We start from the raw sequence: 16,626 nt of genomic DNA on the forward strand, positions 1-16,626 counted from the left end.
CGGACGTGGGCCCGGGGGAGTGGGCCCGGCGGCGCGCGGATAGAGTGGAGGCATGAGCGAGCAGCCCCTGCCCCCGGCCGCGTCAGAGACGAGCGACTCGTCTCCGGCGGTGGACAAGCCCCAGCATCCCGAGGTCCTCGTCATCACCGGCATGTCCGGCGCCGGGCGGACCACCTCCGCCCATGCGCTGGAGGACCACGGCTGGTACGTGGTGGAGAACCTCCCGCCGCAGCTGCTGCCGACCCTCTCGGCGCTCGTGGCCAAGTCGCCTGAGGCGTTCGCCAGGCTGGCGATCGTGGTGGACGTCCGTTCCCGCACGCATCTGCCGGACATGCGCCAGGCCTTGAACAATCTGCAGAACCAGGGGCTCGAGTACCGCATCCTCTTCCTGGAGGCCGACGACGACGTGCTGGTCCGCCGCTTCGAGGCCGGGCGGCGTCCTCACCCGCTCCAGGGCAACGGCACGCTTCTGGACGGCATCCGCGCCGAGCGTCAGCTGCTGCGGGACCTGCGCTCCCACGCCGACCTCGTCCTGGACACCACTGCGCTCAACGTCCACGGCCTGGCCGGCCAGGTCACCCAGCTCTTCTCGGACGACGGTCCGCTGCGCCTGCGGCTGAACCTCGTCAGCTTCGGCTTCAAGTACGGACTGCCCACGGACGCGAACTTCGTGGCAGACATGCGCTTCATACCGAACCCCCACTGGGTGCCGAAGCTGCGGCCGCACACGGGGCTGGACTCCGCCGTCAGCCGGTACGTGCTCGGCCGTGAGGGCGTCATGGACTTCGTGGAGACCTACGCACGCATGCTGGAGCCCGTCTTCGAAGGCTATCTGCGGGAGAACAAGCACTATGCGACCATCGCCATCGGCTGCACCGGAGGCAAGCACCGCTCGGTGGCCGTCACCGAGGAGCTGGCCCGCCGCCTGCGCCTGCTCGACCAGGTGACGGTGGAGGTCAAGCACCGGGACATGGGGCGCGAATGACCGAGCACCACACCTCCCAGCTGCCCCTGCCCCCTGTTCTCGGGAGTCGCCCCCGCCCCGTGGACGGACAGCCGCCCGCGCCGGCCCGTGGCGTCGGGGAGTCTCGCGGGGCCTCCGGTCCGAACGTCGTCGCCCTCGGCGGCGGTCACGGGCTGTCGGCCTCTCTGCGGGCCCTGCGCCACGTGGCCGGGGACCTGACCGCGGTGGTCACCGTGGCCGACGACGGCGGCTCGTCGGGCACCATCCGCCGCGAGATGGACGTCCTGCCTCCGGGTGACCTGCGCATGGCGCTGGCCGCCCTCTGCGACGACAACGACTGGGGACGCACCTGGGCGGCCGCGATGCAGCATCGATTCCGTGCGACCAAGGTGCCCGCCGAGGAGGCCACGCTCGAGAACCACGCCCTCGGCAACCTGCTGATCGTGGCGCTCTGGGAGCTGCTCGGCGACCCGGTGGACGGTCTGCTCTGGGCCGGAGCGCTGCTCCGGGCCGAGGGACGTGTGCTGCCGGCCTCCCGCACTCCGCTGACGATCGCGGGTACGGTCCTGACCGAGGCGAACGGGTCTCTGCGTCGGCAGCAGGTGGAGGGCCAGGTCTCCCTCGCCGAGGCCGCGCGCACAGGCCAGGTGCTGGGCGTGCGTCTGACCCCGGAGGACGCCGACCCGACCGCTGAGGCCCTGACGGCCATCGCCGAGGCGGATCTCCTGGTGCTGGGACCGGGCTCCCTGTACACCTCGGTGCTGCCCCACCTGCTCATGCCGGCCATGCGGGAGGCGCTCACCGCCTCCGCGGCGAAGAAGGTGTTCGTCACCAACCTGCACACCGGAACACAGGAGACCACCGGCATGACGCATGCGGACCAGCTGCGTGTGATCCGCTCCTATGCGCCGGAGCTCTCGTTCGACGCGATCCTGGCCTGCCCGCGCTCCGTGCGGGATCGCGAGGACTTCGAGGCCGTGGCCGCCGAAATGGGCGCCCAGACCCTGTTTAGTAAAGTGTCCCGAGGCCGCGACCGGGCCGTCCACGACCCGCTGCTGCTCGCCGTGGCCTTTGAGGAGGCCATGCACCGGATCCGCTGCGCCGGTGACGCCGCCCGCCCCGACACGAGCCCTGAAGGAGACGACCCCGCATGGCCCTGACCACCGACCTGAAGGACGAGCTGGCGCGCGTGCCGGTGACGACCACGTCGGAGCGTCGGGCCGAGGTCGCCGCGCTGCTGCGCTTCGCCGGGGGACTGCACATCATCTCCGGCCGCATCGTGGTGGAGGCCGAGCTCGATCACGGCGCCACCGCTCGCCGCCTGCGCCAGTTGATCGTCGAGCTGTTCGGCTACGCGACCGAGGTCGTGGTCGTCTCCGGCGGCAACCTGCGCCGCGGCCAGCGCTACGTCATCCGCGTGGTGGAGGACGGCGAGGCACTGGCCCGCCAGACCGGACTGCTCGATCAGCGCGGCCGCCCCGTCCGCGGACTGCCCTCCGCCCTGGTCAACGGGTCCCTCGCGGACACCGCCGCCGTCTGGCGCGGGACCCTGCTCGCCCACGGCTCGCTCACCGAGCCGGGACGCTCCGCCAGCCTCGAGGTCACCTGTCCCGGGTCGGAGGCCGCCCTCGCCCTGGTCGGCGCGGCCCGTCGTCTCGGTGTGGCGGCCAAGGCCCGCGAGGTGCGTCAGGCCGACCGCGTGGTGGTCCGCGACGGCGAGGCCATCGCCTCCCTGCTCGCCCGCGTCGGCGCGGGGCAGACCGCACAGAAGTGGCAGGAGCGCCGCACTCGCAAGGAGGTGCGCGCCACCGCGAACCGCCTCGCCAACTTCGACGACGCCAACCTGCGCCGTTCCGCCCAGGCGGCGGTGGCCGCCGGGGCGCGCGTGCAGCGGGCCCTGGAGATCCTGGGCGAGGACGCGCCGGAGCACCTGCGCTACGCCGGCATGCTGCGCATCCAGCACAAGCAGGCCTCGCTCGACGAGCTGGGCCGGCTCGCCGACCCGCCGATGACCAAGGACGCCATCGCCGGCCGCATCCGCCGCCTGCTCGCCACCGCGGACAAGCGGGCGGCCGAGCAGGGCATCCCGGGCACCGCCGAGGCCGTCGTGCCGGAGCTCGAGGACGTCCTGGACGAGGACACCGCACTTCACGACTGACCGCCTGCCGTTCGCGGTGCGCGGAAGCCGTGCACGCCCGCCGACCGAGGCTGGCGTGCACGGCCGAGGCGTACAAGGATGGAGGCGGAAGGGATGCCGCAGGCGCCCGGGCACGCGTCCCGGACGGCGGCATCGGACCGTACACAACCGAGGAGGACTCATGGCTGAATTCACCCTGCCGGAGCTGGACTACGACTACGCCGCCCTGGAGCCGCACATCTCTGCGCGCATCATGGAGCTGCACCACTCCAAGCACCACGCCACCTACGTGAAGGGTGCCAACACCGCCCTCGAGAAGCTGGCCGCCGCCCGCGAGGCCGAGGACTTCGGCGCGATCAACCAGCTGTCGAAGGACCTCGCCTTCAACCTGGGCGGCCACACCAACCACTCGATCTTCTGGAAGAACCTCTCCCCGGACGGCGGCGACAAGCCGACCGGTGAGCTCGCCGCCGCGATCGACGAGTACTTCGGGTCCTTCGAGAAGTTCCAGGCGCACTTCACCGCCGCGGCCCTCGGCATCCAGGGCTCCGGCTGGGCCGTCCTGGCCTACGAGCCGGTCGGCGGCAACCTGGTCATCGAGCAGTTCTACGACCAGCAGAACGGCGTGCCGGTGGCCACCATCCCGCTGTTCCAGCTGGACATGTGGGAGCACGCCTTCTACCTCGACTACCAGAACGTGAAGGCCGACTACGTCAAGGCCGTCTGGAACATCGTGAACTGGGAGGACGTGCAGGCCCGCTTCGAGGCGGCCCGCAACGGCGCCTCGGGCCTGGTCCTGCCGGCCTGATCCGACGCACCGCTCGCGACCCCGGGGCATGCCACCGCCCCGGGGTCCGGGCGGACCCGCAACCGGCGCCGCCCGCCGGCGCAGCCCCACGTCCGTCCCCACCGTCAACAACCAGCATGCGCCCGTCCGAGGGCGCGAGGAACAGAGGCACGCATGACCAAGATCGCCATCAACGGATTCGGACGCATCGGACGCAACGCCCTCCGCGTCATCCTGGACCGCACTCCCGACCTCGAGCTCGTGGCCATCAACGATCTGGCCGACAATGAGGACCTGTTCTACCTGACCAAGTACGACACCATCCTCGGCACCTTCCCGGGGGAGCTCGAGCTGGCCGACGACGGCCTGGTCGTCAACGGCCGGACCGTCAAGATGTTCGCCGAACCGGACCCGTCTGCGCTGCCGTGGGGCGAGCTGGGGGTCGAGATCGTGATCGACTGCACCGGCATCTTCACCTCCGGCGAGAAGGCCAAGGCCCACCTGGACGCCGGCGCCAAGAAGGTCGTCATCTCCGCCCCGGGCAAGGACGTGGACGGCACCTTCGTCATGGGCGTGAACGAGGACAAGTATGACCCGCAGACCATGCACATCGTCTCCAACGCCTCCTGCACCACCAACTGCCTGGCCCCGATGGTGAAGGTGCTGAACGACGAGTTCGGCATCGTCGACGGCATCATGACCACCATCCACGCCTACACCGGCGACCAGAACCTGCACGACAACGTCCACAAGAAGGACCGCCGCCGTGCCCGCGCCGCCGCGCAGAACATGGTGCCGACCTCCACCGGTGCAGCCAAGGCGATCGGCGCGGTCATCCCGGAGCTCGAGGGCAAGCTGGACGGCTTCGCCATGCGCGTGCCGACCATCACCGGCTCCGCCACCGACCTCACCGTCGAGCTGACCCGCCACGTGGACGTCGACGAGGTCAACGCCGCCTTCAAGAAGGCCGCCGAGAGCGAGAAGATGAAGGGCCGCCTGGTGTACTCCGAGGACCCGATCGTCTCCTCGGACATCGTCACCACCGAGGCCGCCTGCACCTTCGACGCCCCGCTGACCAAGTCGATCGGCCAGACCGTCAAGATCATCGGCTGGTACGACAACGAGTACGGCTACACCTGCCAGCTGCTCGACCTCACCTCGCACATCGCCGCCACCCTCTGAGCGCGGCAGTGACAGCCACGGCCCGCACCGACCGCACGTCGGTGCGGGCCGTTGCCTAGACTCGACCTGACGGCACCGTCGCCGACGAGCGCGCGTGTGCCCCCTCACGACCCCATCCCGGTTCCCGTCGCGCCAAGGAGGACGCCCGATGACCGCCCAGACCCTGAACGACCTGCTCTCCGCGGGAGTGCGCGGACGCACCGTGCTCATCCGGTCCGATCTGAACGTGCCGCTGGACGGCTCGACCGTCACCGACGACGGCCGCATCCGTGCGTCCCTGCCGGCCATCAAGGAGCTCGCCGACGCCGGCGCCAAGGTGATCGTCATGGCCCACCTCGGCCGCCCCAAGGGCGAGCCGGATCCGACGTTCTCCCTCGCCCCGGTGGCCGCCCGCATGAGCGAGCTGCTCCGCGCCGAGGTCGCCCTGGCCGACGACGTCACGGGCTCCTCCGCCCGGCAGAAGGCCGCAGCCCTGGCCGAGGGCGAGGTCCTCTTGGTGGAGAACGTGCGCTTCGACGCCCGCGAGACCTCCAAGGATGCAGCCGAGCGGCAGGAGTTCGCGAAGGAGATGGCCGCCCTCGCCGGCGCGGACGGCGCCTACGTGGGCGACGCCTTCGGCGCCGTGCACCGAGCCCACGCCTCCGTGGCGGACATCGCCTCCCTGCTGCCGGCCTACCAGGGCCCGCTCGTGGCGACCGAGCTGGAGGTCCTCACCCGTCTCACCGAGTCCCCGGAGCGCCCGTACGTGGTGGTCCTGGGCGGGTCGAAGGTGTCGGACAAGCTCGCCGTGATCGACAACCTGCTGGAGAAGGCGGACACCCTGCTCATCGGGGGCGGGATGCTCTTCACCTTCCTCAAGGCCCAGGGGCATGAGGTCGGCTCCTCCCTGCTCGAGGAGGACCAGCTGGACACCGTCAAGGGCTACCTGGAGCGCTCCGGCAAGGGCGCGGCCACCATCGTGCTGCCCACCGACATCGTGATGGCCTCCGGCTTCGCCAAGGACGCCGAGCACGAGGTCCTCCCGGTGGACGCCCTGGCCTCCGGGACTCACGGCGACAAGGCCATGGGCCTGGACATCGGCCCCGCGACCGCCCAGGCCTATGCCGCCGAGGTCGCCGGCGCCAAGACCGTGTTCTGGAACGGTCCGATGGGCGTGTTCGAGTTCCCGGCCTTCGCCGAGGGCACCCGCGCCGTGGCCCAGGGTCTCACCGAGGCCACGGCGGCCGGCGGCCTGTCCGTGGTCGGCGGCGGCGACTCGGCCGCGGCCGTGCGCACCCTGGGCTTCGAGGACGGCCAGTTCGGCCACATCTCCACCGGCGGCGGCGCCTCCCTGGAGTACCTCGAGGGCAAGGAGCTGCCGGGCGTGTCGGCCCTGTCCGGCGGGAAGGCCTGAGCCATGGCAGAGCAGACTGCGCGCATCCCGCTGATCGCGGGCAACTGGAAGATGAACCTGGACCACATGCAGGCCGTGGACCTCGTCCAGAAGGTCGCCTGGGGCCTGAAGGACGCCGGCCACGACCAGGACCGGGTGGAGGTGGCGGTCTTCCCGCCGTTCACCGACCTGCGCAGCGTCCAGACCCTCGTCAAGGGCGACCGCCTCGAGCTCGCCTACGGCGGCCAGGACCTGTCCCCGCACGCCTCCGGCGCCTACACCGGCGACGTCTCCGGCGCCTTCCTCGCCAGGCTGGACTGCACCTACGTGATCGTGGGGCACTCGGAGCGACGCGAGATCCACGCTGAGGACGACGCCGTGGTGGCCTCCAAGGTGGCCGCCGCGCTCGAGCACGGCCTGGTGCCGGTGCTCTGCGTCGGCGAGGGCCTGGAGGTCCGCCAGGCAGGCCGGCACGTGGACCACACCGTGGCCCAGCTGACGGCGGCCCTGGACGGGCTGTCCGCCGAGCAGATCGGCCGGGTCGTGGTGGCCTACGAGCCGGTGTGGGCCATCGGCACCGGCGAGGTCGCCGGCGCCGACGACGCCCAGCAGATGTGCGCCGCCCTGCGCGCCGAGCTCGAGCGCCTCGCCGGGGAGGAGACCGCCGCGTCGGTCCGCATCCTCTACGGCGGCTCCGTCAAGGCGGCCTCCGCGCCCGAGCTGCTCGCGCAGCCGGACGTGGACGGCGCGCTGGTCGGCGGTGCCAGCCTCGACGCGGACGAGTTTGTTAGGATCGTCCAGTTCGACTCCGCCTCCTGAGCAGGCGGGATTCCCGAGCCGAGAACATCACGGCGCAGGGGCCGGATGTGGTCCCTCCGCCCTCTCACGAGGAGTGATCCGTGGACATCCTGATGGTGATCCTGCAGGTCCTGGTGGCGCTGTCCAGCGTCCTGCTGATCCTGCTGGTGCTGCTGCACAAGGGCCGCGGCGGCGGCGTCTCCGACATGTTCGGCGGCGGTGTGTCCTCCTCGATGTCCGCCTCGGGGGCCTCGCAGAAGCTGCTGGCGCGCGTCACCGTGACGACCGCGGTGCTCTGGGCGGTGATGATCGTCCTGATCGGACTAATCGCCCGCCTCAACGTGGAGTTCTGACCGAAGGACCACGACGACGGCCCCCTCCGTGCCCGGCGCTTTCGCCGCGCACGGAGGGGGCCTTCGCGTCTGTCAGCGCTCACTGGCCTGCACGGCCTCCAGATCGGTCCGGGGCAGGCCCTCCGAGAGGACCCGGCCCAGGATCTCGTCCGGGTCCAGGCGGCGCAGCTCCTCGGCCAGGCAGTCCTGGTCGGTGCGGCGGGGCAGCGAGATGCGCTGCACGGGACGGCCGGCCTGGTAGAGCCTGGCCACCGCGGACTGTGAACGGGAGAGCACGATGTCACCGCGGTGGCGGCGCAGGCGGACGGCGCGGATGCCGTGGCCGCGCTTCGTGTGGGCGATGGTCACCGGGACCCGCAGCGCCTGGGTGAGCCAAGCGGCCAGCAGCAGCGTCGAGGGGGAGTCCGGGGCACCGTCCACGGTGACCGACCGGATCTCGCGCGGATCCTGGTCGTCCAGGATCGCGGCGAGCTGGTTCCGCCACAGGGTGAGGCGGGTCCACGCCAGGTCGGTGTCCCCGGCCCGATGGCCGTCTCGGCGGGCCCAGAGGGCGCGTTCGGCATAGGGGGACGCGGCGGTGTCCGTGATGCGGCGGTGCGCCAGCCGGCCCAGCGGGGTCTCGGAGGGCACGTGCGGAGCGACCCCCGGCCACCAGACCACGATCGGCGCGTCCGGCAGCAGCAGGGCGGAGACGAGGGCCTCGGTCGGCTCGGCATTGGCGCCGTGGCACGCCAGCACCACCACGTCCGAGGCGCCGGCGTCCCCGCCGACGCGGATCTCGGCGTCGAGCCGGTTCTGCGCGGTGCGGTCGCCGAGGGCCAGCACGATGATGCGGCAGGGGTGTTCGAGGGACGCGGCGTTCGCGGCATCGAGCGCCTTCTCCACGCCGTCGAGATCCGTGCTGATCACGAGGGTCAGCACGCGGCCGAGGGTGACCACCCCGCCGGCCTCGCGCAGCCGGGTGATGCGCTTGGCCACCTCCGAGGTGGTGGTGTCCTCCATGCGGATCTTCACGGGCGCCTCCATTGCCGGCCGTCGCGGATGAGCAGGTCGTGTGCCGAGGGCGGCCCCCAGGAGCCGGGGTCGTAGGGCTCGGGCTGGCCGGGCATCGATTCCCAGTGCTTCACGAAGGGGTCCACGATGCGCCAGGACAGCTCCACCTCGGCCTGGCGGGGGAACAGCGGCGGCTCGCCCAGCAGGACGTCCAGGATCAGCCGCTCGTAGGCCTCCGGCGAGTCCTCGGTGAAGGCGTGGCCGTAGCCGAAGTCCATGGTCACGTCACGGACCTCGGACTGGGTGCCGGGCACCTTGGAGGCGAATCGCAGGGTCACGCCCTCGTCCGGCTGCACGCGGATCACCACGACGTTCTGGCCGAACTCGTCACCCGGGCGCACGGGGAACAGCAGGTGCGGCGGCTGCTTGAAGACCACGGCGATCTCGGTGACGCGGCGCCCCAGGCGTTTGCCGGCGCGCAGGTAGAACGGCACGCCCTGCCAGCGGCGGGTCCGGATGCCGACCTTGAGGGCGGCGTAGGTCTCGGTGGTCGATGCGGGGTTGAAGCCCTCCTCGTCCAGGAAGCCGGTGACCTGCTCGCCGCCCTGCCAGCCGGAGGTGTACTGGCCGCGTGCCGAGGCGGCCTCGATCTCCCGCGGATCGGAGGGCACCTCGACCGCGGCGAGGATTTTCTCCTTCTCGGCCCGCAGGTGGTCCGCGTCGAAGGAGAGGGGCTCCTCCATGGCAGTCAGGGCGAGCAGCTGCAGCAGATGATTCTGGATGACGTCGCGGGCGGCGCCGACGCCGTCGTAGTAGGAGGCGCGGCCGCCGATGCCGATGTCCTCGGCCATCGTGATCTGCACGTGGTCCACGTGCTCGGCGGACCAGAGCGGCTCGAAGATCCGGTTCGCGAAGCGGAAGGCGAGGATGTTCTGGACCGTCTCCTTGCCGAGGTAGTGGTCGATGCGGAACACCGACTCGGGCGGGAACACGCGCTCGATGACCTCGTTCAACTCGCGGGCGCTGTCCAGGTCATGGCCGAAGGGCTTCTCGATCACCACCCGACGCCAGGCGGCGTCCCGGTCCCCGGAGTCCTCTGCCAGGCCGACCTCCGCCAGCTGGCGGCAGACCTCCTCGAACCAGCTCGGAGGGATGGAGAGGTAGAACGCCGTGTTGGCCCGGGTGCCGCGCGAGGACTCCAGCTCCGTCAGGACCTCCACGAGACGCTCGTAGGCCGCGTCGTCGTCGAAGGCGCCGGAGATGAACCGCAGGCCGCCGGAGAACTGCTGCCAGACGGTCTCGTTGAACGGCGTGCGGGCCCCGGCCTCCACGGCGGCGCGCACGTACTCGGCGAAGTCCGCGTCGGACCACTCACGGCGGCCGAAGCCGACCAGCGAGAACCCCGGGGGCAGCAGGCCCCGGCCGGCGAGGTCGTACATCGCCGGGAGCAGCTTCTTGCGGGCCAGGTCGCCCGTGACGCCGAAGAGCACGAGGGATGACGGACCCGCGATGCGGGTCAGCCGGCGGTCCAGCGGGTCGCGGAGCGGGTTGGACACGGTGGCCCAGCGCTGCGCGCGGGAGGGCTCAGAGCGCATCTGCGGCGGTGCGCAGGGCGGCGATGCCCGCGGTGCGGTCGGTCAGGTGCAGGCGGACCACCGGCAGGCCGTGGTCGGCGAGCACGGCGGCGTCGCCCGAGGCCTGGGCGGCGATGAGACGGCCGAGGGTGAACGGACGCTCCGGGACCTCGAGGTCTGCGGCGGGATCGGCGGTCAGCTGGAGCACCACGGCGTTCGGCCTGCCGCCCTTGTGCAGCTGGCCGGTCGAATGGAGGAAGCGGGGGCCCCAGCCGAAGGTGACCGGACGGCCGGAGGCCTGCGCCAGGACCGGGCGCAGGGCCTCCAGATCGGCGTCGGCGTGGCGGTCCATGTAGGCCTGGACGGTCAGGTAGCCGTCCTCGGGCAGCAGGGCCAGGGTGGAGCGCAGGACGTCCGTGAGCGAGCCGGCGTCGGCGTCGGCGGGCAGGCCGGAGACGGCGATGCCCTCCACCTCGTCGCCGCGCTCCTCGGCGACGACGGGGGAGTCCAGCAGCTCACGGGCGGCGGCCTTGGCGGCCTCCACGTCCGGCTGGTCGAACGGGTTGATGCCCAGCAGTCGGCCGGCGACGGCGGTGGCCACCTCGAAGACGAGCAGCAGGGCGCCGAGCGAGCCGGAGACGACCACGCCGTGGGCCGAGGCGGCGACGCCGTCCAGGTCTCCGGAAAGGACCACCTGGAGCAGGTCCGCGGCGTCAGACGAGGTCTCAGGGGCGCCGTCGTCGACGACGACCGGCACCAGGCCCACGCCCTGCTTGCCCGTGGACTCGGCGATGAGCTGCTCGGCCCAGTCGCCGAAGCCGACGATGCCCGAACCGGCGTCCGAGACGATCAGCTTGTCCCTCAGCGGCAGGGTGCCGCCGAGCGCGGCGCCGAGCTGCAGGCCCGGGTTGTCCGCGTCGTCCTCGGTGAGCAGGTCGAGCACGGATTCGGCGTCGTCAAGCAGGGTCTCGACGTCCACCCCGGCGAGCCCGGCCGGGACGAGGCCGAAGGCGGTGAGCGCGGAGTAGCGTCCGCCGACGGTCGGATCGGCCGTGAAGACAGCCCGGTAGCCGGCCTCCACGGCGGTCTGCTCGAGCGGCGAGCCCGGGTCGGTGACCACGACGATCCGGGAGGCCGCGTCGATGCCCGCGGCGGTGAACGCCTCGGCCATGATGCGGCGCTGGGAGTCGGTCTCCACTGTGGAGCCGGACTTGGAGGAGACCACCAGGACGGTGCGGTCCAGGTCGGTCAGTGCCGCGCGCACCTGGTCCGGGTCGGTGGAGTCCAGCACGGTGAGCTCCTTGCCGGCGGTGCCGGCGATGACCTCCGGGGCCAGGGACGAGCCGCCCATGCCGGCGAGGACGACCCGGTCCACGCCCTCGCCGCGCAGCGTCTCCGCCAGCTCGGAGATCTGCGGCAGCAGCGGACGGGAACGGGCGACCGCATCGATCCAGCCCAGACGCTTCGAGGACTCCTCCTCGGCGGCCGGCCCCCAGAGCGTCGGGTCCTCTGCGGCGAGGCGGGAGGCGAAGCGCTCCTCGACGAGGGTGGGGACGTGACGGTCGACGGCGTCGAGTGCGGCGCCGGTGGCGCTCAGTCCGAGGGTGCTCATGGCGTGCTCCTTCTGGTTGCGCGGTGCGCGTGGCGAGTCGGTGCGGGCGGTGGGCGGTCAGCGGGTGCGGCGGGAGGCCAGGCCCTCGGACACGGAGTCCAGGAGCTGTTCCCAGGCGGTCTCGAACTTCTCCAGGCCCTCGGCCTCGAGGACGTCCACGACCTCACGATAGGAGACCCCGGCGTGGCCGATCGCGTCGAGGTGGGCGTCGGCGTCGGCGTAGCCGCCGGGGATGACCGCCGGGACGATCTCACCGTGGTCGGCGACGGCCTCCAGGGTGGCCGCGGGCATGGTGTTCACGCAGCGCTCGGCGACGAGCTCGGTGACGTAGAGCGTGTCCGGCAGCGCGGGGTCCTTCACACCGGTCGAGGCCCAGAGCGGGCGCTGCACCGGGGCGCCGGCGGCCTCGAGGAGGCGCCAGCGCTCGGTCTGCAGGGACTCGTCGAAGATGCGGTACGCCAGGCGGGCGTTCGCCACCCCGGCCCCGCCCTTGAGCCGCACGGCGTCGCCGCCGATCTGCTCGAGGCGGCGGTCCACCTCCGTGTCCACGCGGGAGACGAAGAACGAGGCCACCGAGTGGATCCGGGACAGGTCCCGGCCCCGGGAGCGCGCCTGCTCGAGTCCTGACATCCAGGCGTTGACGACCTCTCGGTAGCGTGGCAGCGAGAAGATCAGCGTGACGTTGACGCTGATGCCCTCGGCCAGCACGGCGGTGACGGCCGGCAGACCCTCCACGGTCGCGGGGATCTTGATCATGACGTTCTGCCGCCCGATCCTCTCGGCGAGCTCGCGCGCCTGGCGGATGGTGCCGGAGGTGTCCCGGGCCAGCCGGGGGTCGACTTCGATGGACACGAAGCCGTCGGCCCCCTCCGTGGCGGCGTGGACGGGCGCGAGCACCTCGGCGGCGCCGGCCACGTCGCGGGTCGTCAGGGCGGTGACGGCGGCGTCTACGTCCGCGCCGGCCGCGGCGAGCTCGTCCAGCTGCGCGGCGTAGACGTCGGCGTCCTCGAGGGCCTTCTGGAAGATCGCCGGGTTGGTGGTCACGCCGGTCACCGACCGGGTCGCAACCAGGTCCGCCAGCGAGCCGTCCACAAGGCGGGCGCGGGACAGATCGTCCAGCCAGACTGAGACGCCCGCGGCCGCGAGGGTCGCGGTGTTCGGGTTCTGTGCTGCCTGCTCGACCATGCTCAGGACTCCTTCCGCTCCGCCAGCAGGTCCTGCGCGACGGAGACGATGTTCTCGGCGGTGAAGCCGTACTTCTCGAAGAGGCGCTCACCGGAGGCGGACTCGCCGTAGTGCTCGAGACTGATCCTGGCGCCTCGGGAGCCTGCGGTGACGGTGTGCTCGAACCAGGGCTGGGCCACGCCGGCCTCGACGGACACGCGCACGGGGGCGGCCGGCCCGTCCGGCAGCACGGCGGCGCGGTACTCCACGTCCTGCTCGGCGAACCACTCCAGGCACGGTGCGGACACCACGCGGGTGGGGATGCCGGCGGCCTGCAGCTGTTCGCGGGCCGCAACGGCGAGCTTCACCTCGGAGCCGGTGGCGACCAGCAGCACGCGGGCGTCGGCGGCGTTGCCCTCGGCGTCGGCGCCGTCCACGAGCACGTAGGCGCCGCGAGCGACCTCGGAGGCCTCCGCGAATCCGTCGCCGCGGGGCAGGACCGGCAGGCTCTGACGGGAGAGGATGAGGCCGGCGGGACGGTCCGGACGGTTCAGCACCGTGTGCCAGGCCCAGGCGGTCTCGTTCGCGTCCGCCGGGCGGACGACGTCCAGGTTCGGGATGGCCCGGAGGGAGGCGAGGTGTTCGACCGGCTGGTGGGTGGGTCCGTCCTCGCCCAGTCCGATGGAGTCATGGGTCCACACGAAGACGGAGCCGACGCCCATCAGGGCCGCCAGGCGCACCGCGGGGCGCTGATAGTCGGAGAAGGTGAGGAACGTGCCGGCGTAGGCGCGGGTGAGGCCGCCGAGGGCGATGCCGTTGACGATGCATCCGGCGGCGAACTCGCGGATGCCGAAGTGCAGGGTGCGGCCGTACGGGTGTCCGGCCCAGGCCTTCGTGGACCTGTCGGCCGGGATGAACGAGGGCTCGCCCTTCATGGTGGTGTTGTTGGAGCCGGCGAGGTCGGCGGAGCCGCCCCAGAGCTCGGGCATGACGTCGGCGAGGGCGGTGAGCACCTCTCCGGACGCGGCACGGGTGGCGACCTCCTTCGAGCCGGGCTCCCACCTGGGCAGCGCGTCCTCCAGGCCCTCGGGCGTCCGGCCGGCGGCGAGGCGGTCGTAGAGCCGGGCCTTCTCCGGGCACGCCTCACGCCAGGCAGCGAAGGCCTGGTCCCACGTCGCGCGGTAGGCCGCGGACCGTTCGCCGATCGATCGGGCGTGCTCGAGGAGCCCCGGGTCCACCGCGAACATGGTGTCCGGGTCGAAGCCGAGCTGCTCCTTGACGGCGCGCAGCTCGTCCTCGCCGAGCTTGGAGCCGTGGATGCCGCCGGTGTTCTTCTTCGTGGGGGCGGGCCAGCCGATGACGGTCCGCAGGATGATGATCGAGGGCCTGCCGGTCTCGGCCTTGGCCGCGACGAGTGCCTCGTGGAGGGCGGCGGTGTCCTCGGTGTACTCGGTGACCTCGTGACCGTCGGCGCCGTTGGTCCAGTCCACCTCCTGCACGTGCCAGCCGTAGGCGCGGTAGCGGGCGGCGACGTCCTCGGTGAAGGCGATGTCCGTGTCGTCCTCGATGGAGATGCGGTTCGCGTCGTAGACGACCACCAGGTTCCCCAGCTCCTGGGTGCCGGCGAGCGAGGACGCCTCGGAGGTGACACCCTCCTGGATGTCGCCGTCGCCGGCGACGACGAAGACGTGGTGGTCGAAGGGCGAGGTTCCGGCCGGAGCGTCCGGGTCCAGGAGGCCGCGCACGCGACGCTGGTCGTAGGCGAAGCCCACGGCGGAGGCGAGACCCTGGCCGAGCGGGCCGGTGGTCATCTCGACGTGGTCGGTGGTGTGGTTGACCTCGGGGTGGCCCGGGGTCTTGGAGCCCTCGGTGCGCAGTGCTTCGATGTCCTCGAGCTCAAGTCCTGCACCGGCGGCGAACAGCTGCAGGTACAGCGTCAGCGAGGAGTGGCCGGCGGAGAGGATGAAGCGGTCCCGGCCGGCCCAGTGCGGGTCGGACGGGTCGATGTGAAGGACGTTCTGGAAGATCTCCCAGGCCACGGGGGCCAGGGACATCGCGGTGCCGGGGTGGCCGTGGCCGGCCTTCTCCACGGCGTCGGCGGCGAGCACGCGCAGCGTGTCCACCACGGCCCGGTCCTTCTCCCCGTAGACGTGGCCGCGGGCCGGCCGGGTCCGGTCGAGGGCGGGGCGGGCGATGGACTCGTTCACGTCGGAACTCCTCACGGGCGGGCGATCTCTGTCCACGGCGCTCCCACCGGTCGCTCGGCCGGTGCGGACACGCCGCCGCGGCAAGCCTATCGCCCGAGACTGCGCGGGATCGCCCCCTGCCCGCCCGGCGGACACCATCCGCGGTACACTGGAGGTTGGCCCATCTGCACTCACCGTGCCTGCGCGCCGGTAGTGCGTCCAGCGGGCCGCCCCCGTCCCCGCCCCCGTGAAGAAGTCGATGTCATCCACCGTGGAGTCGCCCGTGACCGCCGTTGACCGCACCGCCGAAGCCGAGCAGCACCCCGGCCGCGTCGCCGGCGAACCCGTCGGCTTCAAGCGCAAGGCGCGCGCCTACTGGGAGCTCACCAAGCCGCGTGTCATCGAGCTGCTGCTGGTGACCACGCTGCCGACCATGATCTTCGCCCAGCGCGGCTTCCCGGACGTGTTCGTCATGCTCTCCACCCTGGTGGGCGGCGCGATGGCCGCAGGCGCCTCGGGCGCGTTCAACTGCTACATCGACCGGGACATCGACCGCATCATGAAGCGCACCGAGCGTCGTCCGCTGGTGACCGGTGAGGTGTCACCGCGCGAGGCCCTGGTGTTCTCGTGGGTGCTCACCGTCCTGTCCCTGGTGATCCTCACCGTCGGCGCCAACTGGCTCGCCGGCCTGCTGGGCGCGGCGGCGATCTTCTTCTACGTGGTCGTCTACTCGCTGATCCTCAAGCGCCGCACCGAGCAGAACATCGTGTGGGGCGGCATCGCCGGGTGCTTCCCGGTGCTCATCGCCTGGGCCGCGGTCCGCGAGACGATCGAGTGGCCCGCGATCATTCTGTTCGTGGTGATCTTCCTGTGGACTCCGCCGCACTACTGGCCGCTGTCCATGAAGTACAAGCGCGACTACCAGGCCGCCGACGTCCCGATGCTCGGCGCCACCGCCTCCGCGCACCACGTCTCCAACCAGGTCGTCCTCTACGCGTGGGCCACCGTGGCCTGCTCGCTGCTGCTCGTCCCGCTGGGCTGGGCCGGCATCGTGTACACGGTGGTGGCCGTGGGCGTGGGCGGCTGGTTCGTCTGGGAGTCGCACGTGCTGCAGCGTCAGGCGACCCGCAGCGACTTCGAGGACCGCAAGGCCATGAAGGTCTTCCACCTCTCGATCTCCTACCTGACCCTGCTGTTCATCGCGCTGGCTGTGGACCCGTTCGTGGGCGCCCCGCTGATGACCTTCGGCGGCTGAGCCTCCCCGCCTGATTCCCGACGACGGCCCCTCGCCTCACGCCGGCAGGGGCCAGTCGCGTGTCTCCGCCCCCTGGAAGCCCTCGTTCCGAAACGGAGCATGCCTGGCGCGCTCTGGTTCGGATCGAGCGCAACCGGCCTGGCGCCGCAGACACGGCCCGGCGTCTTCGATCCGAACGAGAGCGCTCCTCGCAGGCCCTGGATCGGATCGAGCGCACGTGTGTGGCGGGGCTGGGGTGGCACGGTGCCT

14 protein-coding genes are annotated in these 16,626 nt (G+C 71.8%); 9 read left to right on the plus strand and 5 right to left on the minus strand.

Going from position 1 to position 16,626, the window contains the following annotated elements:
- Nucleotides 1–52: 52 nt before the first annotated feature.
- From rapZ to secG, 8 genes are all read left to right on the plus strand, one after another.
- The gene (gene rapZ / locus HMPREF2863_RS04470; protein ID WP_070638271.1) at nucleotides 53–985 is read left to right on the plus strand and encodes an RNase adapter RapZ; all 933 of its coding nucleotides are present in this window, start codon (nucleotides 53–55) and stop codon (nucleotides 983–985) included.
- Complete coding sequence (gene yvcK, locus HMPREF2863_RS04475; protein WP_070638275.1) at nucleotides 982–2,124, plus strand: gluconeogenesis factor YvcK family protein; 1,143 nt, start codon at nucleotides 982–984, stop codon at nucleotides 2,122–2,124. Before rapZ ends, yvcK begins: the two co-directional genes overlap by 4 nt.
- A complete protein-coding gene (gene whiA, locus HMPREF2863_RS04480) occupies nucleotides 2,115–3,122 on the plus strand; it encodes a DNA-binding protein WhiA (RefSeq protein WP_067188953.1) in 1,008 nt (335 codons plus the stop codon). The genes yvcK and whiA overlap by 10 nt, the downstream gene beginning before the upstream one ends.
- A 160-nt stretch (nucleotides 3,123–3,282) precedes the next feature.
- Nucleotides 3,283–3,909 carry a superoxide dismutase gene (locus tag HMPREF2863_RS04485; RefSeq protein WP_067188955.1) on the plus strand — a complete coding sequence of 209 codons (627 nt, stop codon included), beginning with the start codon at nucleotides 3,283–3,285 and terminating at the stop codon, nucleotides 3,907–3,909.
- 153 nt (nucleotides 3,910–4,062) lie between these two features.
- Entirely contained in the window at nucleotides 4,063–5,070 is a 1,008-nt protein-coding gene (gene gap, locus HMPREF2863_RS04490) for a type I glyceraldehyde-3-phosphate dehydrogenase (RefSeq protein ID WP_067188957.1), read from the plus strand.
- A gap of 148 nt (nucleotides 5,071–5,218) precedes the next feature.
- Complete coding sequence (pgk, locus tag HMPREF2863_RS04495; RefSeq protein ID WP_070638278.1) at nucleotides 5,219–6,463, plus strand: phosphoglycerate kinase; 1,245 nt, start codon at nucleotides 5,219–5,221, stop codon at nucleotides 6,461–6,463.
- Nucleotides 6,464–6,466: 3 nt separating this feature from the next.
- On the plus strand, nucleotides 6,467–7,261 hold the full coding sequence (gene tpiA, locus HMPREF2863_RS04500) for a triose-phosphate isomerase (protein ID WP_070638281.1): 795 nt from the start codon (nucleotides 6,467–6,469) through the stop codon (nucleotides 7,259–7,261).
- An 80-nt stretch (nucleotides 7,262–7,341) separates the two neighbouring features.
- On the plus strand, nucleotides 7,342–7,593 hold the full coding sequence (gene secG, locus HMPREF2863_RS04505; protein WP_067188963.1) for a preprotein translocase subunit SecG: 252 nt from the start codon (nucleotides 7,342–7,344) through the stop codon (nucleotides 7,591–7,593).
- A gap of 72 nt (nucleotides 7,594–7,665) precedes the next feature.
- Here secG and HMPREF2863_RS04510 read toward each other — a convergent pair whose 3' ends face one another.
- From HMPREF2863_RS04510 to tkt, 5 genes are read right to left on the minus strand one after another with little or no spacing between them, the layout of a single operon-like run.
- Nucleotides 7,666–8,607, minus strand: a complete 942-nt coding sequence (locus HMPREF2863_RS04510; RefSeq protein ID WP_067188965.1) for a glucose-6-phosphate dehydrogenase assembly protein OpcA — start codon at nucleotides 8,605–8,607, stop codon at nucleotides 7,666–7,668.
- Nucleotides 8,604–10,181, minus strand: a complete 1,578-nt coding sequence (gene zwf, locus HMPREF2863_RS04515; RefSeq protein WP_070638284.1) for a glucose-6-phosphate dehydrogenase — start codon at nucleotides 10,179–10,181, stop codon at nucleotides 8,604–8,606. The genes HMPREF2863_RS04510 and zwf overlap by 4 nt, the downstream gene beginning before the upstream one ends.
- The gene (locus HMPREF2863_RS04520) at nucleotides 10,171–11,772 is read right to left on the minus strand and encodes a glucose-6-phosphate isomerase (RefSeq protein ID WP_070638286.1); all 1,602 of its coding nucleotides are present in this window, start codon (nucleotides 11,770–11,772) and stop codon (nucleotides 10,171–10,173) included. The genes zwf and HMPREF2863_RS04520 overlap by 11 nt, the downstream gene beginning before the upstream one ends.
- A 57-nt stretch (nucleotides 11,773–11,829) precedes the next feature.
- Nucleotides 11,830–12,957, minus strand: a complete 1,128-nt coding sequence (gene tal / locus HMPREF2863_RS04525; protein ID WP_070638289.1) for a transaldolase — start codon at nucleotides 12,955–12,957, stop codon at nucleotides 11,830–11,832.
- Nucleotides 12,958–12,959: 2 nt separating this feature from the next.
- Complete coding sequence (gene tkt / locus HMPREF2863_RS04530) at nucleotides 12,960–15,131, minus strand: transketolase (RefSeq protein ID WP_070638371.1); 2,172 nt, start codon at nucleotides 15,129–15,131, stop codon at nucleotides 12,960–12,962.
- 274 nt (nucleotides 15,132–15,405) lie between these two features.
- Between tkt and HMPREF2863_RS04535 the strand changes: the two genes are divergently transcribed.
- A complete protein-coding gene (locus HMPREF2863_RS04535; RefSeq protein ID WP_245829918.1) occupies nucleotides 15,406–16,377 on the plus strand; it encodes a heme o synthase in 972 nt (323 codons plus the stop codon).
- The last annotated feature ends 249 nt before the right edge of the window (nucleotides 16,378–16,626 follow it).

It is taken from the genome of Micrococcus sp. HMSC067E09 (assembly GCF_001812555.1).
Classification (GTDB): Bacteria; Actinomycetota; Actinomycetes; order Actinomycetales; family Micrococcaceae; genus Micrococcus; species Micrococcus lylae.

What these genes read in the sequence shown, in the direction of transcription:
- whiA (WP_067188953.1), top strand. Translation starts at nt 2,115, where the DNA reads ATGGCCCTGACCACCGACCTGAAGGACGAGCTGGCGCGCGTGCCGGTG.
- zwf (WP_070638284.1), bottom strand. Translation starts at nt 10,181, where the DNA reads ATGCGCTCTGAGCCCTCCCGCGCGCAGCGCTGGGCCACCGTGTCCAAC.
- tal (WP_070638289.1), bottom strand. Translation starts at nt 12,957, where the DNA reads ATGGTCGAGCAGGCAGCACAGAACCCGAACACCGCGACCCTCGCGGCC.
- HMPREF2863_RS04485 (WP_067188955.1), top strand. Translation starts at nt 3,283, where the DNA reads ATGGCTGAATTCACCCTGCCGGAGCTGGACTACGACTACGCCGCCCTG.
- tpiA (WP_070638281.1), top strand. Translation starts at nt 6,467, where the DNA reads ATGGCAGAGCAGACTGCGCGCATCCCGCTGATCGCGGGCAACTGGAAG.
- gap (WP_067188957.1), top strand. Translation starts at nt 4,063, where the DNA reads ATGACCAAGATCGCCATCAACGGATTCGGACGCATCGGACGCAACGCC.
- HMPREF2863_RS04520 (WP_070638286.1), bottom strand. Translation starts at nt 11,772, where the DNA reads ATGAGCACCCTCGGACTGAGCGCCACCGGCGCCGCACTCGACGCCGTC.
- rapZ (WP_070638271.1), top strand. Translation starts at nt 53, where the DNA reads ATGAGCGAGCAGCCCCTGCCCCCGGCCGCGTCAGAGACGAGCGACTCG.
- pgk (WP_070638278.1), top strand. Translation starts at nt 5,219, where the DNA reads ATGACCGCCCAGACCCTGAACGACCTGCTCTCCGCGGGAGTGCGCGGA.
- yvcK (WP_070638275.1), top strand. Translation starts at nt 982, where the DNA reads ATGACCGAGCACCACACCTCCCAGCTGCCCCTGCCCCCTGTTCTCGGG.